This is a genomic window from Microcella pacifica (assembly GCF_009371975.2).
In the GTDB taxonomy this organism is placed as follows: Bacteria; Actinomycetota; Actinomycetes; order Actinomycetales; family Microbacteriaceae; genus Microcella; species Microcella pacifica.
Genome location: NZ_VIKT02000013.1, coordinates 48,683 through 65,971, shown reverse-complemented (window position 1 = coordinate 65,971; position 17,289 = coordinate 48,683). Strand labels below are relative to the sequence as shown.

Annotated in this window: 11 protein-coding genes and 3 rRNA genes; 12 read left to right on the top strand and 2 right to left on the bottom strand. The window is 66.0% G+C overall.

Annotated elements, in window-relative coordinates:
* The first annotated feature begins 121 nt into the window (after nt 1–121).
* The 10 genes from tyrS (at nt 122) to recN (ending at nt 13,334) form a co-directional block, all read left to right on the top strand.
* On the top strand, nt 122–1,432 hold the full coding sequence (tyrS, locus tag FK219_RS08820) for a tyrosine--tRNA ligase (protein WP_152583745.1): 1,311 nt from the start codon (nt 122–124) through the stop codon (nt 1,430–1,432).
* 574 nt (nt 1,433–2,006) lie between these two features.
* Nucleotides 2,007–3,529 (top strand): 16S ribosomal RNA (locus tag FK219_RS08815).
* Nucleotides 3,530–3,992: 463 nt separating this feature from the next.
* Nucleotides 3,993–7,108, top strand: a 23S ribosomal RNA gene (locus tag FK219_RS08810).
* Nucleotides 7,109–7,256: 148 nt separating this feature from the next.
* Nucleotides 7,257–7,373 (top strand): 5S ribosomal RNA (gene rrf / locus FK219_RS08805).
* The 16S, 23S and 5S rRNA genes sit together here, the layout of an rRNA operon.
* Nucleotides 7,374–7,483: 110 nt before the next feature.
* Entirely contained in the window at nt 7,484–8,578 is a 1,095-nt protein-coding gene (locus FK219_RS08800; protein WP_152583744.1) for a hypothetical protein, read from the top strand.
* Entirely contained in the window at nt 8,565–9,584 is a 1,020-nt protein-coding gene (locus FK219_RS08795) for an HAD-IIA family hydrolase (protein ID WP_152583743.1), read from the top strand. Before FK219_RS08800 ends, FK219_RS08795 begins: the two co-directional genes overlap by 14 nt.
* A gap of 2 nt (nt 9,585–9,586) precedes the next feature.
* A complete protein-coding gene (locus tag FK219_RS08790; protein ID WP_152583742.1) occupies nt 9,587–9,844 on the top strand; it encodes a hypothetical protein in 258 nt (85 codons plus the stop codon).
* On the top strand, nt 9,841–10,662 hold the full coding sequence (locus tag FK219_RS08785) for a TlyA family RNA methyltransferase (protein WP_152583741.1): 822 nt from the start codon (nt 9,841–9,843) through the stop codon (nt 10,660–10,662). Before FK219_RS08790 ends, FK219_RS08785 begins: the two co-directional genes overlap by 4 nt.
* 54 nt (nt 10,663–10,716) lie before the next feature.
* Nucleotides 10,717–11,640 carry an NAD kinase gene (locus FK219_RS08780; RefSeq protein ID WP_152583740.1) on the top strand — a complete coding sequence of 308 codons (924 nt, stop codon included), beginning with the start codon at nt 10,717–10,719 and terminating at the stop codon, nt 11,638–11,640.
* Nucleotides 11,637–13,334 (top strand): DNA repair protein RecN, encoded by a 1,698-nt coding sequence (recN, locus tag FK219_RS08775; RefSeq protein WP_152583739.1) that lies wholly within the window; start codon nt 11,637–11,639, stop codon nt 13,332–13,334. The genes FK219_RS08780 and recN overlap by 4 nt, the downstream gene beginning before the upstream one ends.
* A gap of 53 nt (nt 13,335–13,387) precedes the next feature.
* Here the strand turns inward: recN and FK219_RS08770 are convergent, their stop codons facing one another.
* Together FK219_RS08770 and FK219_RS13455 are read right to left on the bottom strand one after the other, a co-directional pair.
* Nucleotides 13,388–14,272 (bottom strand): hypothetical protein, encoded by an 885-nt coding sequence (locus tag FK219_RS08770; RefSeq protein WP_152583738.1) that lies wholly within the window; start codon nt 14,270–14,272, stop codon nt 13,388–13,390.
* Between the two features lie 31 nt (nt 14,273–14,303).
* Nucleotides 14,304–14,747: a type IV pilin protein gene (locus tag FK219_RS13455; RefSeq protein WP_210416802.1), complete on the bottom strand. Its 444-nt coding sequence runs from the start codon at nt 14,745–14,747 to the stop codon at nt 14,304–14,306.
* Between the two features lie 198 nt (nt 14,748–14,945).
* Between FK219_RS13455 and FK219_RS08760 the strand changes: the two genes are divergently transcribed.
* Together FK219_RS08760 and FK219_RS08755 are read left to right on the top strand one after the other, a co-directional pair.
* On the top strand, nt 14,946–16,655 hold the full coding sequence (locus FK219_RS08760; RefSeq protein WP_152583737.1) for a CTP synthase: 1,710 nt from the start codon (nt 14,946–14,948) through the stop codon (nt 16,653–16,655).
* Nucleotides 16,652–17,287 carry an NUDIX hydrolase gene (locus FK219_RS08755; protein ID WP_328821657.1) on the top strand — a complete coding sequence of 212 codons (636 nt, stop codon included), beginning with the start codon at nt 16,652–16,654 and terminating at the stop codon, nt 17,285–17,287. Before FK219_RS08760 ends, FK219_RS08755 begins: the two co-directional genes overlap by 4 nt.
* Nucleotides 17,288–17,289: the final 2 nt, after the last annotated feature.

Below are 17,289 nucleotides of genomic sequence, written 5' to 3'. Positions count from 1 at the left end.
GCGATCAACCTTAGGGGGTGGATCTCCCCGTGCTGTCGGTCGCGCCGGGCGGCCGCAGAGCGCGTGTCGACGCCTGCCCGCGCGCGGCTCGGCGACGATGCGCCGCTGATACTCTGACGCGGTGACCGCCGCACCCGTGACCCTCGCGCCCCCGCAGAACGATTCGAGTTTCGAGACGGTGTGGGAGGAGATCGTGTGGCGCGGTCTCGTGCACGTCTCGACCGATGCGGATGCCCTGCGCGAGTTGCTCGCCGGCCCGCCGATCACCTACTACTGCGGGTTCGACCCGACGGCGCCGAGCCTGCACCTGGGCAACCTCGTACAGCTGCTGCTCATGCGCCGCCTGCAGCTGGCCGGCCACCGCCCGCTCGCCCTCGTGGGCGGGTCGACGGGCCTCATCGGCGACCCGCGCCCGACGGCCGAGCGCCAGCTCAACACGCGTGAGACGGTCGCCGAGTGGGTGGGCTACCTGCAGCAGCAGGTCGGCAGGTTCCTGCCGAGCGAGGGCGAGTCGGGCGTGCGGCTCGTCAACAACCTCGACTGGACGGCGGGCCTGAGCGCCATCGACTTCCTGCGCGACGTCGGCAAGTACTACCGCGTCGGCACGATGCTCAAGAAGGATGCGGTCGCGGCGCGGCTGAACTCCGACGCCGGCATCAGCTACACCGAGTTCAGCTACCAGATCCTGCAGGGCTACGACTACCTCGAGCTGCACCGCCAGTACGGCTGCGTGCTGCAGACGGGCGGCAGCGACCAGTGGGGCAATCTCACGAGCGGCACCGACCTCATCCATCGCGCGGAGGGGCGCAGCGTGCACGCGATCGGCACGCCGCTCATCACGAACAGCGATGGCACGAAGTTCGGCAAGAGCGAGGGCAACGCGATCTGGCTCGATCCGGTCATGTGCAGCCCCTACGCGATGTACCAGTTCTGGCTCAACACCGACGATGCGGACGTCATCGACCGGCTCAAGGTCTTCACCTTCCTGACGCGCGCGGAAATTGAGGAGTACGGAACGAAGGTGGCCGAGGAGCCGTTCCGGCGAGAATCGCAGCGCCGGCTCGCTCTCGAGGTCACGGCCCTCGTGCACGGTGAGGATGCCGCGGCCGCAGCCATTGCCGCCTCGGCAGCCCTGTTCGGCCAGGGCGACCTCGCCGAGCTCGATGCCGCGACGCTCGCGGCGGCGATCGCGGAGCTCCCCTCGGCGCGCGTCGAGGAGCACGACACCGTCGTGCACGCGCTCGTGGCGACGGGCCTGTGCTCGAGCGCGGGGGAGGCCCGGCGCGCGATAGCGCAGGGTGGGGTCTCGCTCAACAACGCCAAGGTGTCGGGGGAGGACCAGACTCTCGCGGGGGCCGCCCTCGCGGGCGGTGCAGCGGTGCTGCGACGGGGCAAGAAGACCCTCGCAGGCCTGTACCTCGGCGGCTCCTGAGCGGTCGCCGGGGCGGCGCGGGCTCGGCCACCGGAGCGCGACACGCCCGGGATGCGCCGAGATTTGTCCAGGACGTCACGCGCCCGTAATGTTTCCTCTTGTCACCCCAAAGGTGCGGCCAGCGGAACAGCAGGTCGGCCTCAAGCGGGACACATCCTCCAAGACAGAGCAGCCACTTGCTGGTGCGCTCATCGCCAAGTAGGATGGGAAGTCCGCCTCCACAGATCGATTCGATCGATCGGGATCAGTCGGCCAGGTCATCTGGCCACCGGGATCACCGATTTGCATCGGATCTCTCGGGCGGATATGTTAGGGAAGTTGCCCAGTTGCGACGGCTGAGAAGCCGAAGGTCTGGAGCGTCCGATCCTTGAGAACTCAACAGCGTGCACTAAGTCAATGCCAAATAACCTCGTCGGCTGACCTCGGTCAGTCGAATGAGATTCCTTTGGATTGAAACAAGAATGTCAGTAGATATTCGAACTTCAGTCAGACAAACTCGCGTCAGCTCACCACTTCGGTGGCGGCTGGAGCACTAGATGTGCCAGTGGCCTTCGGGCTGCTCGGCAATCAAACATTTACGGAGAGTTTGATCCTGGCTCAGGACGAACGCTGGCGGCGTGCTTAACACATGCAAGTCGAACGATGAAGCCGGAGCTTGCTCTGGTGGATTAGTGGCGAACGGGTGAGTAACACGTGAGTAACCTGCCCCAGACTCTGGGATAAGCGTTGGAAACGACGTCTAATACCGGATACGAGCTGCGATCGCATGATCAGTAGCTGGAAAGAACTTCGGTCTGGGATGGACTCGCGGCCTATCAGCTAGTTGGTGAGGTAACGGCCCACCAAGGCGACGACGGGTAGCCGGCCTGAGAGGGTGACCGGCCACACTGGGACTGAGACACGGCCCAGACTCCTACGGGAGGCAGCAGTGGGGAATATTGCACAATGGGCGCAAGCCTGATGCAGCAACGCCGCGTGAGGGACGACGGCCTTCGGGTTGTAAACCTCTTTTAGCAGGGAAGAAGCGAAAGTGACGGTACCTGCAGAAAAAGCACCGGCTAACTACGTGCCAGCAGCCGCGGTAATACGTAGGGTGCAAGCGTTGTCCGGAATTATTGGGCGTAAAGAGCTCGTAGGCGGTTTGTCGCGTCTGCTGTGAAAACGCGAGGCTCAACCTCGCGCCTGCAGTGGGTACGGGCAAGCTAGAGTGCGGTAGGGGAGATTGGAATTCCTGGTGTAGCGGTGGAATGCGCAGATATCAGGAGGAACACCAATGGCGAAGGCAGATCTCTGGGCCGTAACTGACGCTGAGGAGCGAAAGCATGGGGAGCGAACAGGATTAGATACCCTGGTAGTCCATGCCGTAAACGTTGGGAACTAGATGTAGGGACCATTCCACGGTTTCTGTGTCGCAGCTAACGCATTAAGTTCCCCGCCTGGGGAGTACGGTCGCAAGACTAAAACTCAAAGGAATTGACGGGGGCCCGCACAAGCGGCGGAGCATGCGGATTAATTCGATGCAACGCGAAGAACCTTACCAAGGCTTGACATATACGAGAACGGGCTAGAAATAGTCAACTCTTTGGACACTCGTAAACAGGTGGTGCATGGTTGTCGTCAGCTCGTGTCGTGAGATGTTGGGTTAAGTCCCGCAACGAGCGCAACCCTCGTCCTATGTTGCCAGCACGTAATGGTGGGAACTCATGGGAGACTGCCGGGGTCAACTCGGAGGAAGGTGGGGATGACGTCAAATCATCATGCCCCTTATGTCTTGGGCTTCACGCATGCTACAATGGCCGGTACAAAGGGCTGCAATACCGCAAGGTGGAGCGAATCCCAAAAAGCCGGTCTCAGTTCGGATTGAGGTCTGCAACTCGACCTCATGAAGTTGGAGTCGCTAGTAATCGTGGATCAGCAACGCCACGGTGAATACGTTCCCGGGCCTTGTACACACCGCCCGTCAAGTCATGAAAGTCGGTAACACCCGAAGCCAGTGGCCCAACCGCAAGGAGGGAGCTGTCGAAGGTGGGATCGGTGATTAGGACTAAGTCGTAACAAGGTAGCCGTACCGGAAGGTGCGGCTGGATCACCTCCTTTCTAAGGAGCATCTGCTGTCTCGCTTAGGCGAGTGCAGCCAGAAGCCGGATCTGAGACGTTCGTTCTCAGCCGGTAGCTCATGGGTGGAACATTGACTTTGGTGGTCGGCGAGAGCCGGCAGCTCAGTACGCATCCTTCGGGGTGCTGGAACGGCAGCTGGCAGGAACCGGCCACATGCACGCTGTTGGGTCCTGAGGGACCGGGCCTCGAGGGTGACCTCGAGACACGATTCCTCGGACCGCGGTCTGACCGACTAGAAGGTGCTCTCTCTGGAAACAGGGCAGGAGCCGTCGGCAGGAGCGGTACCGACCGTATGTTGAGAACTACACAGTGGACGCGAGCATCTTAGAACTGAGGTCGCGAGACCTCGGATCTACGATCAAACATCTCGAAAGAGATATAGATCATTGGTCTGCGTCGAACACCTTCGGGTGCGAGATGCACGATCGATTCAAACTCATGTAGTCAAGTTTCTAAGAGCAAACGGTGGATGCCTTGGCATCTGGAGCCGAAGAAGGACGTAGCAATCTGCGATAAGCCTCGGGGAGCTGATAAGCGAGCTTTGAGCCGAGGATTTCCGAATGGGGAAACCCCGCTGGGCGTACTTGTGCGACCCAGTGACTCCCGCCTGAATATATAGGGCGGGTAGAGGGAACGTGGGGAAGTGAAACATCTCAGTACCCACAGGAAGAGAAAACAACAGTGATTCCGTCAGTAGTGGCGAGCGAACGCGGATCAGGCTAAACCGATCATGTGTGATAGCCGGCAGGCGTTGCATGGTCGGGGTTGCGGGACTTTCCTGCTGCTCTGCCGAGCAGTAAGGGTTACAGCGCGATATAGACGAATGGTCTTGAAAGGCCAGCCACAGAGGGTGCCAGCCCCGTAGTTGAAATGTCGTAATGGCCCGGAGAGTATCCCAAGTAGCACGGGGCCCGAGAAATCCCGTGTGAATCTGTCAGGACCACCTGATAAGCCTAAATACTCCCAGATGACCGATAGCGGACAAGTACCGTGAGGGAAAGGTGAAAAGTACCCCGGGAGGGGAGTGAAATAGTACCTGAAACCGTTTGCTTACAAACCGTCGGAGCAGCCCTAGTAGCTGTGACGGCGTGCCTTTTGAAGAATGAGCCTGCGAGTTAGCGATATGTGGCGAGGTTAACCCGAGAGGGGTAGCCGTAGCGAAAGCGAGTCTGAATAGGGCGATTCAGTCGCATGTCCTAGACCCGAAGCGAAGTGATCTATCCATGGCCAGGTTGAAGCGACGGTAAGACGTCGTGGAGGACCGAACCCACTTAGGTTGAAAACTGAGGGGATGAGCTGTGGATAGGGGTGAAAGGCCAATCAAACTTCGTGATAGCTGGTTCTCTCCGAAATGCATTTAGGTGCAGCGTTGCGTGTTTCTTGCCGGAGGTAGAGCTACTGGATGGCCGATGGGCCCCAAAAGGTTACTGACGTCAGCCAAACTCCGAATGCCGGTAAGTGAGAGCGCAGCAGTGAGACAGTGGGGGATAAGCTTCATTGTCGAGAGGGAAACAACCCAGACTACCGACTAAGGTCCCTAAGCGTGTGCTAAGTGGGAAAGGATGTGGAGTTGCATAGACAACCAGGAGGTTGGCTTAGAAGCAGCCACCCTTGAAAGAGTGCGTAATAGCTCACTGGTCAAGTGATTCCGCGCCGACAATGTAACGGGGCTCAAGCACACCACCGAAGTCGTAGGATTCGCATAATAGGTAGGCCTTCGTGGTCCAGCCGTGCGGATCGGTAGGAGAGCGTCGTGTGGCCAGAGAAGCGGCGGTGTGAACCAGCCGTGGAGGCCACACGAGTGAGAATGCAGGCATGAGTAGCGAAAGACGGGTGAGAAACCCGTCCTCCGAAAGACCAAGGGTTCCAGGGCCAGGTTAATCCGCCCTGGGTAAGTCGGGACCTAAGGCGAGGCCGACAGGCGTAGTCGATGGATAACGGGTTGATATTCCCGTACTGACGAAGAACCGCCCAAGCTAATCCAGTAATGCTAAGAGTCCGAATACCGGTGACCGATCCCTTAGGGGAGGAGCGCCGGGGCTAGCACTCGACCCTACGCTGGTGCGGCTAGCGTATTAACAGGTGTGACGCAGGAAGGTAGCTGAGCCGGGCGATGGTTGTCCCGGTGTAAGGATGTAGGGCGAACGATAGGCAAATCCGTCGTTCACATAGCCTGAGATCCGATGCGTACCCCTCACGGGGGAAATCAGTGATCCTATGCTGCCGAGAAAAGCATCGACGCGAGGTTCTAGTCACCCGTACCCCAAACCGACTCAGGTGGTCAGGTAGAGAATACCAAGGAGATCGAGAGAATCGTGGTTAAGGAACTCGGCAAAATGCCCCCGTAACTTCGGGAGAAGGGGGGCCGGATTCGTGAAGGGATTTACTCCCGGAGCGTTGAAGGCCGCAGAGACCAGTGGGAAGCGACTGTTTACTAAAAACACAGGTCCGTGCTAAGTCGCAAGACGATGTATACGGACTGACGCCTGCCCGGTGCTGGAAGGTTAAGAGGAAGGGTTAGCGCAAGCGAAGCTCTGAATTTAAGCCCCAGTAAACGGCGGTGGTAACTATAACCATCCTAAGGTAGCGAAATTCCTTGTCGGGTAAGTTCCGACCTGCACGAATGGCGTAACGACTTCCCAGCTGTCTCAACCGCGAACTCGGCGAAATTGCACTACGAGTAAAGATGCTCGTTACGCGCAGCAGGACGGAAAGACCCCGTGACCTTTACTACAGCTTGGTATTGGTGTTCGGTGTGGCTTGTGTAGGATAGGTGGGAGACTGTGAAGCGGGCACGCTAGTGTTCGTGGAGTCATTGTTGAAATACCACTCTGGTCACTCTGGATATCTAACTTCGAACCGTAATCCGGTTCAGGGACAGTGCCTGGTGGGTAGTTTAACTGGGGCGGTTGCCTCCCAAAAAGTAACGGAGGCGCCCAAAGGTTCCCTCAACCTGGTTGGCAATCAGGTGTCGAGTGTAAGTGCACAAGGGAGCTTGACTGTGAGACTGACAGGTCGAGCAGGGACGAAAGTCGGGACTAGTGATCCGGCAGTGGCTTGTGGAAGCGCTGTCGCTCAACGGATAAAAGGTACCTCGGGGATAACAGGCTGATCTTGCCCAAGAGTCCATATCGACGGCATGGTTTGGCACCTCGATGTCGGCTCGTCGCATCCTGGGGCTGGAGTAGGTCCCAAGGGTTGGGCTGTTCGCCCATTAAAGCGGTACGCGAGCTGGGTTTAGAACGTCGTGAGACAGTTCGGTCCCTATCCGCTGCGCGCGCAGGAAGTTTGAGAGGATCTGACCCTAGTACGAGAGGACCGGGTTGGACGAACCTCTGGTGTGTCAGTTGTTCCGCCAGGAGCACCGCTGATTAGCTACGTTCGGGATGGATAACCGCTGAAAGCATCTAAGCGGGAAGCCGGCCTCAAGATGAGACTTCCATACCATTTATGGTGAGAGGCTCCCAGCCAGACGACTGGGTTGATAGGCGGGATGTGGAAGAGGGGACTAAAGACCCTCGCAGCTGACCCGTACTAATAAGCCGATAACTTGACAACAACCTCCCTCCTTGTGAGGGGAATGAGTTTGCTGCTCGCGTCCACTTTGTGGTTCTCGATTTACGGTCGAGAACTACGCTCAGACAGGATCACTGTGCGAACAGTGCTCTGCATGTCTGTCCGTAAACGATTGATAAATCAATAGTGTTTCGGCGGCCATAGCGAAGGGGAAACGCCCGGTTACATTCCGAACCCGGAAGCTAAGACCTTCTGCGCCGATGGTACTGCGAGGGGGACCTCGTGGGAGAGTAGGACACCGCCGGACTTCTTTGTGAGATGGCCACCCAGTGATGGGTGGCCATTTTGCGTTAACGCACCAGCACGCTGGTCGACCTCACCGCGAGGTCGGCCAGTCTCGAACCCAGGGAGTCACCCATGGCTGAACGCCCCGATCGTCCACGGCGCGACGACCGGCCGAAGCGCGACGGCGCACCCCGTCGCGATGGTGCCCCACAGCGCGACGGCGCACCCCGTCGCGATGGTGCCCCACAGCGCGACGGCGCACCCCGTCGCGACGGTGCTCCGAAGCGCGATGGTGCCCCTCGCCGAGACGGTGCGCCCACCCGTGACGGAGCGGCTCGACGCAGCGGGGCGCCTCAGCGCGACGGTGCGCCGCGGCGCGATGGCGCGGGCTACCGCGGCCCGCGGCCGGCGGGCGCATCCCGACCGGATCGCCCGCGTCGGCCGGACGGCGACAACGACCGCCCGCGGCACGACGACCCGCCGATTCCCGAGCACGTCACCGGCAAAGAGCTCGACCGCCACGCGCGCAACGAGCTGCGCACTCTCGCGAAGGAGAACGCCGACCGCGTGGCGCAGCACCTCGTCATGGCCGCCGAGCTCATCGACGACGACCCCGCGCTCGCGCATCGGCACGCGGCGGCTGCCGCTCGTCGCGCGGGTCGCATCGCGGTGGCGCGTGAGACGTACGCCATCACGGCCTACGCGAACGGCGACTTCGCGCTCGCGCTGCGCGAGCTGCGCACCTACCGTCGCATCTCCGGCTCGAACGAGCAGCTGCCGCTCATGGTCGACTGCGAGCGGGGTCTGGGGCGTCCCGAGAAGGCGCTCGAGCTCGCGCGCTCGGTCGACCGCGCAACACTGACGGAAGCCGCGCGGGTCGAGCTCGCGATCGCGATGTCGGGCGCGCGCCTCGACCTCGATCAGACCGAGCAGGCACTGCTCGAGCTCGAGATCCCCCAGCTCGACCCCACGACCGCCTACCGCTACAGCCCCGCTCTCTTCGACTCCTACGCTGTCGTGCTCGCCGAGCTCGGGCGCGAGGAGGAGGCCGACGAGTGGGCGCGTCGAGCCGACGTCGCCGCCGCGGCCATTGCTGCGGCTGACGGCGAGACGCCCGCCGATGACACCATCGAGATCGTCGAAGAGGAAGGGGAGGCTGGCGCTGCGGAGGCACGCCAGCCCGAGTCGGAGGTCGACGTCGCGGAGGGCGACGATGCCGCTCGGTAAGCGTCGGCACACCCCGCTCACCGAGCGGGATGCTCTGCTCCTCGACCTCGACGGCGTCGTCTACACGGGGCCGGGGGCGATCCCGCACGCGGTCGAGAGCATCACGCGTGCTGCGGAGAGCGTGCGCGTCGGCTACATCACCAACAACGCCTCTCGCACTGACGAGGCCGTCGCCGAGCACTTGAGTGAGCTCGGGCTCTCCGTCGCCGCGAGCGATGTCGTGACGAGCCCGCAGGCCGCGGTGCGCGTGCTCGCAGATCTCGTGGAGCCCGGCTCGCGCATCCTCGTCGTCGGAGGCGACGGCCTCGTGAGCGAGGTCGAGAACGCGGGGTTCACGGTGACGCGCTCGGCGGAGGACGACCCCGCGGCCGTCATTCAAGGGTTCGCGCCGCACGTCGGTTGGGAGCACCTGGCCGAGGCGTCGTTCGCCCTGCACACCGGCATTCCGTGGGTGGCGACGAACACCGACTGGACCATCCCCGTTGCGCGCGGCATCGCGCCCGGCAACGGCACCCTCGTCTCGGCCGTGCACCTCGCCGTCGGCCGCCTGCCCGTCTTCGCCGGCAAGCCCGAGAAGCCCATCTTCGACGTCGCAGCCGAGCGGTTCGGGGCTCGCAACGCCCTCGTCGTGGGGGACCGCCTCGACACCGACATCCTCGGCGGCAACCGCGCCGGCATGGCGACCGCGCTCGTGCTCACGGGCATCGACCGCGCCAAGCAGGTGCTCGCGGCGCCCGCCGGTCAGCATCCCGACTACATCCTCACCGACCTGCGGCAGCTCTTCGAGGCGTATCCCGACGTGCGGGAGAGCGTCGAGGACGGCGTGCGCACGGTCGAGGTCGGCAAGGCTGTCGTGCGCATGAAGCAGCACGTGGTGCGCGTCGCCCGGGCGGGTGATCCGCTCGATCTGCTGCGCGCGGGCGCCGCCGTGATCCACTCCTCGGGGCTGCAGATCTTCGCCCTGGACGTCGATGAGCAGTTGCGCGACCTGGCGGTACGCTCGTAGCCATGGACGGCGACGGCGACGCGACTGCGGGGGAGGCGACGACCTCGGCACACGTCGAGGCTCCGACCTCGGGCGGCTCGACGTCAGATGAGTCGAGCCAGGTGGTGGAGGCTGACGAGGCCCTTCTCTCGCGCCTCGCCCTCATCGAGGAGCGGCCTCTCGCGGACCGTGCGGCGGTGTTCCGGCAGCTGCACGACGAGCTGAGGACGGAGCTCGAGGCGACCGACGGCCCGGCCGCCGACCCGATGCGCCCGGCGTGAGCTCCCGACTCGACGTCGCACTCGTGACGCGCGGGCTCGCGCGCTCCCGCACCGTTGCCCGCGGGGCGATCGAGGAGGGTCGCGTGCGGGTCGACGGGCGCGCGGTGGTCAAGCCCGCGCATCCCGTCTCGGCGGATGCTGCGCTCACGATCGACGCCGACGACGGGTACGTCAGCCGCGCCGCGCACAAGCTCGTCGCCGCCCTCGACGCGACTGCGCGCGAGGGCCGGCCGCTCGAGATCGAGGGAGCCCTCGCGCTCGACCTCGGCGCCTCGACCGGGGGATTCACGCAGGTGCTGCTCGAGCGCGGCGCGCGGCGCGTGATCGCGCTCGACGTGGGGCACGGTCAGCTCGACCCGCTGCTGCGTGCCGACGCGCGCGTCGTCGTCGTCGAGGGGGAGAACGCGCGCGCCCTCACGGCCGAGCGGCTCGCCGCCGTGAGCGGCGTCGCCGAGCGGCCCGACCTCGTCGTGGGCGACCTGAGCTTCATCTCCCTCACGCTCGTGCTGCCGGCGATCGTCGCCACCGTCGGCACCTCGGTGCCGCTCGTCCTGCTGATCAAGCCGCAGTTCGAGGTGGGTCGGCAGGGCATCCGCGAAGGGGTCGTGCGCGATGCCGACGCGCGCGCGGAAGCGATCATGAGCGTGCTGTGGGCGGCGCACGACGTCGGACTCGCCGCCGACACGATCGCTCCCTCCCCACTGGCGGGTGTGCACGGCAATCTGGAGTTTCTCGCGGTCTTCCGGCCGACTGTCGGTCGGAGTCCGACACAATGGAGGGAGCACGTGGATGCTCTCGCGCACGCCCGCGGGGTCTGAGCGCAGCATCACCCCTGACCGCAGCACCGCAGACCGCAGTACCCAGGAGTCCTCGTGACCGCCGACCGCCACCTTCTCGTCGTCGCCCACACCGGCCGCGCCGAGTCGCTCGCGGCCGCCGTGCGCGCCGTGCACCACATTCGCGATGCCGGCCTCGTCGCGGTCGCCGCCGAGGATTCGGTGGAGGAGCTGCGGGCTGCCGCGAAGGTCGACGACCTGCGCGTGCTCGGCCGCGACGTCGGCGTCGGCGAGCTCGAGCTCGTCATCGTGCTCGGCGGCGACGGCACGATCCTGCGCGCCGCGGAGCTCGCTCGCGGCGGCTCGGCGCCCCTCCTCGGCGTGAACCTCGGGCACGTCGGCTTCCTCGCCGAGAGCGAGCGCGACGACCTCACGGCCGCGCTCGACCGAGCGCTCGACCGGGACTACCTCGTCGAGGAGCGCATGACGCTCGCCGTGCGCGTCAAGCTCGGCGGCGAGGTCATCTACGAGACGTGGGCGCTCAACGAGGCGACGGTCGAGAAGGCGAGCCGCGAGCGGATGCTCGAGGTCGTCATCGAGGTCGATGGCCGACCGCTCTCGAGCTTCGGCTGCGACGGCGTTGTCATGTCGACGCCGACCGGCTCGACCGCCTACGCGTTCTCCGCCGGCGGCCCCATCGTGTGGCCGAGCCTCGACGCGATGCTGCTCGTGCCGCTCAGCGCGCACGCGCTGTTCGCGCGGCCCATCGTCGTGGGGCCCGACTCCTCCCTCGCGGTCGAGGTGCTCGATCGCACGCAGGGCACGGGAGTGCTGTGGTGCGACGGCCGCCGCGCCTTCGAGCTGCCCACGGGTGCGCGCGTGATCTCGCGCCGCTCACCCACGCCGGTGCGCCTCGCGCGCCTGCACACGGGCCCATTCACCGACCGGCTCGTCAACAAGTTCGCCCTGCCGACCACCGGCTGGCGGGGCCCCATCGATGAGGAGGCCCGCGACTCGTGATCGAAGAGATCTCCATCCGCCACCTCGGCGTCATCGGCGAGGCACAGCTTCCCCTCGGGCCCGGCTTCACGGCTCTCACGGGCGAGACGGGCGCCGGCAAGACCATGGTCGTCACCGCCCTCGGCCTCCTGCTCGGCGATCGCGCCGACACGGGGGCGATCCGCTCGGGCAGCGGTCAGGCCCTCGTCGAGGGGCATTGGAGCATCGACGAGCGCGGCGCTGTCGCCGACCGCGTGCGGGATGCCGGGGGAGACCTCGACGAAGGTGCGCTCATCCTCAGCCGCTCGATCTCGCAGGAGGGCCGCTCGCGCGCCGTCGTCGGCGGGCGCTCGACCCCCGTGGGCGTGCTCAACGAGATCGGGCAGCAGCTCGTCGTGGTGCACGGGCAAAGCGACCAGGTGCGGCTCAAGTCGTCGACGGCGCAGCGCGAGGCTCTCGACCGCTTCGCCGGGCCCGAGCTCGCGCACGTGCTCGGCGACTACCAGGAGGTCTTCCGCCGCTGGATGGACGCGCAGTCCGAGCTCGACGTGCTCGTCGCCGACCGCGACCGCCGCGCTCGTGAGGCGGAGGATCTGCGCGCCGCGATGACGGAGATCGAGGAGGCCGCGCCGCGCCGTGGCGAGGACGACGAGCTCACCGCTCGCGCCGAGCGCCTCACCAACGTGGAGGACCTGCGGCTCGCCGCCGCGCAGGCGCACGAGCTCATCTCCTCGGAGAGCCTCGACGAGGCGCGCGACGCCGTCGCCCTGCTCGAGACGGCTCGCCGCACGATCGACCGCGTCTCGGGTCATGACCCGGCACTCGAGCCCATCGCCGAGTCGATCGCCAACGCTGGCTTCGTCGTCGGCGAGCTCGCGACGCAGCTCGCGAGCTACCTCGCCTCGCTCGACACCGACGGCGGGCGCGAGCTCGAGACGGTGCAGGAGCGTCGCGCGGAACTCGCGAACCTCATGCGCAAGTACGGGCCGAGCCTCGACGAGGTCATCGACTACCTCGACTCCGGCAGCAGCCGCTTGCTCGAGCTCGACCAGGACAGCGACCGCATCGACGCCCTGCGACTCGAGGTCGACGCCGACCGCGCGCGCGTGAGCGAGCTCGCCGATCGGCTCAGCGACCTGCGCCGCACCGCCGGTATCCGGCTCTCCGAGCGCGTGACGGGCGAGCTCGCGGCCCTCGCGATGAGCGGAGCCCGCATCACGGTCGACGTCACGACGCGCGAGGAGTACACGCTGAGCGGGCGCGACCAGGTGGCGATTCTGCTGCAGCCGCATCCCGGAGCCGAACCGCGACCCCTCGGGCGCGGTGCCTCCGGGGGAGAGCTGTCGCGCGTCATGCTCGCGCTCGAAGTCGTCATCGCCGCGACTGACCCCGTGCCGACGTTCATCTTCGACGAGGTCGACGCGGGCGTCGGCGGCTCCAGTGCGATCGAGATCGGGCGGCGCCTCGCACGCCTCGCCCAGAGCTCGCAGGTCATCGTCGTCACTCACCTCGCTCAAGTGGCGGCCTTCGCCACCAACCACCTGCGCGTCGTCAAAGACAGTGCGGGCACCGTCACAGCGTCGAGCGTGCAGCAGCTCGGCGGCGAGGAGCGCGTCGCCGAGATGGCACGGCTGCTGAGCGGCCTGCCGGACAGCGAGACGGGTCTCACGCACGCGCGCGAGCTGCTCGAGACGGCGCGCGAGCTCGTCGGCTAGGAGACGCGGGCCGGGCACTGCTGCCTCTCTCGTGCCGCCCCGATTCTGCGCGCTCAGCCGCGGATCGGTACGCGGTACTCGGCCACCGTGCCGTCGCGCTCCTCGATCGTGACGGTGAGCGCGAGGTCATCGGTGTCGACGCCGTCCGTGGTGATTCCCTCGGGCGTGGCGAGCACGTGCGTCGTGGGCGCGAAGTCGGCCGTGCAGAACTCGGCAGGGTTCGGCGCGAAGTCGAGCACGACGACGCCCGTCTCGGCGGGCTGCAAGCTGCGGGCGATCGGCGGGCAGCCCGAACTGCCCCACGTCACGACGCGGATCGTCTCGCGGGCTTCGCCCCAGAACGCGAGCGGATCGCCGCTCGCGAGGTCTTCATCATCGAGCTCGATGTCAGCGGGAGTGCCGCGGATGACCTCGAGGGCGATCGAGTCGACGGGCTCCTCGGCCGGCTCGTCAGGAGCCGCGCTCCCCAGCGGCAGGATCGGCACACTCTCCACCGTGGGCTCGGCCGGCCCGAATGCGGTATCCGCGAGCGAGACCTCCACCTCGAGGCCCGCCGAGGCGGCGTCGACACCCTCGGGTACGGCGAACACGTGCGTGCGGGGCGCCAGATCGTCGGTGCACGCTTCGGCTGGCCCCTTCTCGAAGTCGATCGCGAGCTGCCTCGCGGTGAGCATCTCGATGCGCACGGCGATGAAGGGGCAGGACGAGCTGCCGAAGGTCACGACCGTGAGCGTCTCGCCCTCGTCGGAGACCCACGCGAGCGGCTCACCCCTCCAGTCGGGGTCGTTCCACGGCTCGCTCACGGGGGCGTCGGGCGGTAGGCCCTGCGCCTCGGAGAGAGCGACAGACGTGGGTGTGCCGCCCGAGCCCGAGCATCCCGCCATCAACAGCACCCCCAGCAGTGTCGCGGAGGCGGTGAGCGAGTGCCTGCGCATCATGCGCCCAGCGTACGCTCGCTCTCACTCTGCATCACGACGTGAAGTCGGGGTCTCCGCTCGTCGCGCACGTGCCCGACTGGACGGGGGCGTCGTCCGTGACGAAGAACGTCGCCGACGAGTCAGACGTCGCGTCGATGCAGAAGCGACCGGCGGCGATCGTGATGACGGGCGCGGCGATCGTCGAGGTGGCGAAGCCGTAGTCGGCGAGGTCGTCCGCGTCGCTCGTGTAGCTGCCCTCGTGCTCCACCGAGTAGGCGACGAGGGCCGTGCGAATGTTCACCAGGTCGCTCGTCGCGACCGCATTGTGCGCCAGATTCTGCTGGCCGATGAAGATCGGGACGGCAATGGCGGCGAGGATGCCCACGATGATCACCACGACGAGGAGCTCGATGAGCGTGAAGCCGCCGTCGGGGGTCGAGAAGGGTGGCCGCGACCGCTGGGCGGTGCGCGGCGCCGTGCCGTGGGTGAGCGTCATGCGGCTCCCTCCCGGTGGTGCGTCGAGTGACGAGGGCAGGCCGTTCTCGCAGACCGCAGCACCAGACTCACCCTCGATGATGCCGCACCGATGCCGAGCGCAGAATCCCCTCTCCGGGGGAGGGCCCGAGAGGGTTCCGAGGAGAGCGGTGCGCGCGTCGGGAGCCGCCGGCCCGCAAGTCGGATACGATGAAACCCCGTGGCGGACACTTCTGAGACAGGTTCTGACGGGCGAGACTTCGAGCACGTCACGAAGCACATCTTCGTGACCGGGGGTGTCGTCTCATCCCTGGGCAAGGGCCTCACCGCCGCGTCTCTCGGCAACCTGCTCACCGCGCGGGGCCTGCGCGTCGTCATGCAGAAGCTCGACCCGTACCTCAACGTCGACCCCGGCACGATGAACCCCTTCCAGCACGGCGAGGTCTTCGTGACCGACGACGGGGCCGAGACCGACCTCGACATCGGGCACTACGAGCGGTTTCTCGACCTCAACCTCAGCCAGGCGGCGAACGTCACGACCGGGCAGATCTACTCGGAGGTCATCGCGAAGGAGCGCCGCGGCGAGTACCTCGGCGACACGGTGCAGGTCATTCCGCACATCACCGACGAGATCAAGCGCCGCATGCGCCTGCAGGCGCAGGACGACCCGAAGCCGGACGTCATCATCACCGAGATCGGCGGCACCGTCGGCGATATCGAGTCGCAGCCGTTCATCGAGTCGGCCCGGCAGGTGCGCCACGAGCTCGGCCGCAAGAACGTCTTCTTCGTGCACGTCTCGCTCGTGCCGTTCATGAACGCGAGCGGCGAGCAGAAGACGAAGCCCACGCAGCACTCCGTCGCGATGCTTCGCTCGATCGGCATCCAGCCCGACGCCCTCGTGCTGCGCAGCGACCGGCCCGTCTCGAGCGGCAACCGCCGCAAGATCGCGCTCATGTGCGACGTCGAGGAGGCGGCCGTCGTCAACGCCGTCGACGTGCCCTCCATCTACGACATCCCCTCGATGCTGCACAGCCAGGGCCTCGACGCCTACATCATGGACCAGCTCGACCTCGTCGCCGGCGACGTCGTGTGGGACGGCTGGAAGGATTTGCTCACGGCGGTGCACGAGCCCAAGCGCGAGGTCACGATCGGACTCGTCGGCAAGTACATCGATCTGCCCGACGCCTACCTCTCCGTCACCGAGGCCCTGCGGGCGGGCGGCTTCGCGCACCAGGCGAAGGTCGCGATCCGCTGGATCCCCTCCGACGAGTGCGAGACGCCCGAGGGCGCCGCACGCCACCTGTCAGAGCTCGACGGCATGTGCGTTCCCGGCGGCTTCGGTGTGCGCGGCATCGAGGGCAAGCTCGGGGCTCTCCGGTTCGCGCGCGAGAACGAGATTCCCGTGCTCGGCCTGTGCCTCGGCCTGCAGTGCATGGTCGTCGAGTACGCGCGCAACGTCGCGGGCCTGCCGGGCGCCTCCAGCAGCGAGTTCGACCCCGACACCGAGTACCCGGTGATCGCGACGATGGCCGAGCAGGTCGACATCATCGCGGCCGGCGACATGGGCGGCACGATGCGCCTCGGGCTGTACGAGGCGGCGCTCACCTCCGGCTCGATCGTCGCCGAGCTGTACGGCTCGCAAGTTTCGCACGAGCGCCACCGCCACCGCTACGAGGTCAACAACGCCTACCGCGAGCAGATCGCCGCCGCAGGTCTGACGTTCTCGGGCACGAGCCCCGACGGCTCGCTCGTCGAGTACGTGGAGCTGCCGCGCGAGGTGCACCCGTTCTACGTGGCGACGCAGGCGCACCCCGAGCTGCGGTCGCGGCCGACGGCGGCGCACCCGCTGTTCCGCGGGCTCATCGACGCGGCGATCGCGCGCCAGAAGGCCTCGCGCCTGTTCGACGACGAGGCGGGTTCGGCCGCGTGAGCGCCGGCGCTGCGGGTGACGATGCGGCGGTCGATGCAGTGGTCGTGGATGCTCAGGGCGAGGGTGCCCGAGAGCTCCGAGACGAGGCGCGCAGCGTCGAGGTGCTGCGCAGCGATGTCGCCTTCGACGGGGTCGTGTGGGACATCCGTCGTGAGGAATTCGCGTACGGAGACGTGACCCTCACGCGGGAGTTCATGGAGCATCCCGGGGCCGTCGCCGTTCTCGTGATCGACGAGTCGGACCGCGTGCTGACGATCCAGCAGTACCGGCACCCCATCCAGATGCGCAACTGGGAGCTGCCGGCGGGCCTGCTTGACGTCGAGGGGGAGCCGCCGCTCGAGGCCGCGCAGCGCGAGCTCGCCGAGGAGGCCGACCTCGTGGCGGCCGCGTGGGAGCCGCTCATCACTCTGCACACCTCGCCGGGCGGGTCGGACGAGGTCATCCACGTCTTCCGCGCGACGGAGCTCTCGGCGACGGACGAGGTCTTCGAGCGCGAGGCGGAGGAGGCCGACATCGTGCCGCGCTGGGTGCCGCTCGCCGAGGCGGTCGATGCGGCGCTCGCCGGGCGCGTGCACAACGGCATCTTCCTCGCGGCGATCCTCGCCGAGCACGCGCGCCGCACGCGGGAGTAGTC

Coding starts and splice junctions, on each gene's coding strand:
- FK219_RS08800 (WP_152583744.1), top strand. CDS start 7,484: ATGGCTGAACGCCCCGATCGTCCACGGCGCGACGACCGGCCGAAGCGC.
- FK219_RS08795 (WP_152583743.1), top strand. CDS start 8,565: ATGCCGCTCGGTAAGCGTCGGCACACCCCGCTCACCGAGCGGGATGCT.
- FK219_RS08790 (WP_152583742.1), top strand. CDS start 9,587: ATGGACGGCGACGGCGACGCGACTGCGGGGGAGGCGACGACCTCGGCA.
- FK219_RS08770 (WP_152583738.1), bottom strand. CDS start 14,272: ATGATGCGCAGGCACTCGCTCACCGCCTCCGCGACACTGCTGGGGGTG.
- FK219_RS13455 (WP_210416802.1), bottom strand. CDS start 14,747: ATGACGCTCACCCACGGCACGGCGCCGCGCACCGCCCAGCGGTCGCGG.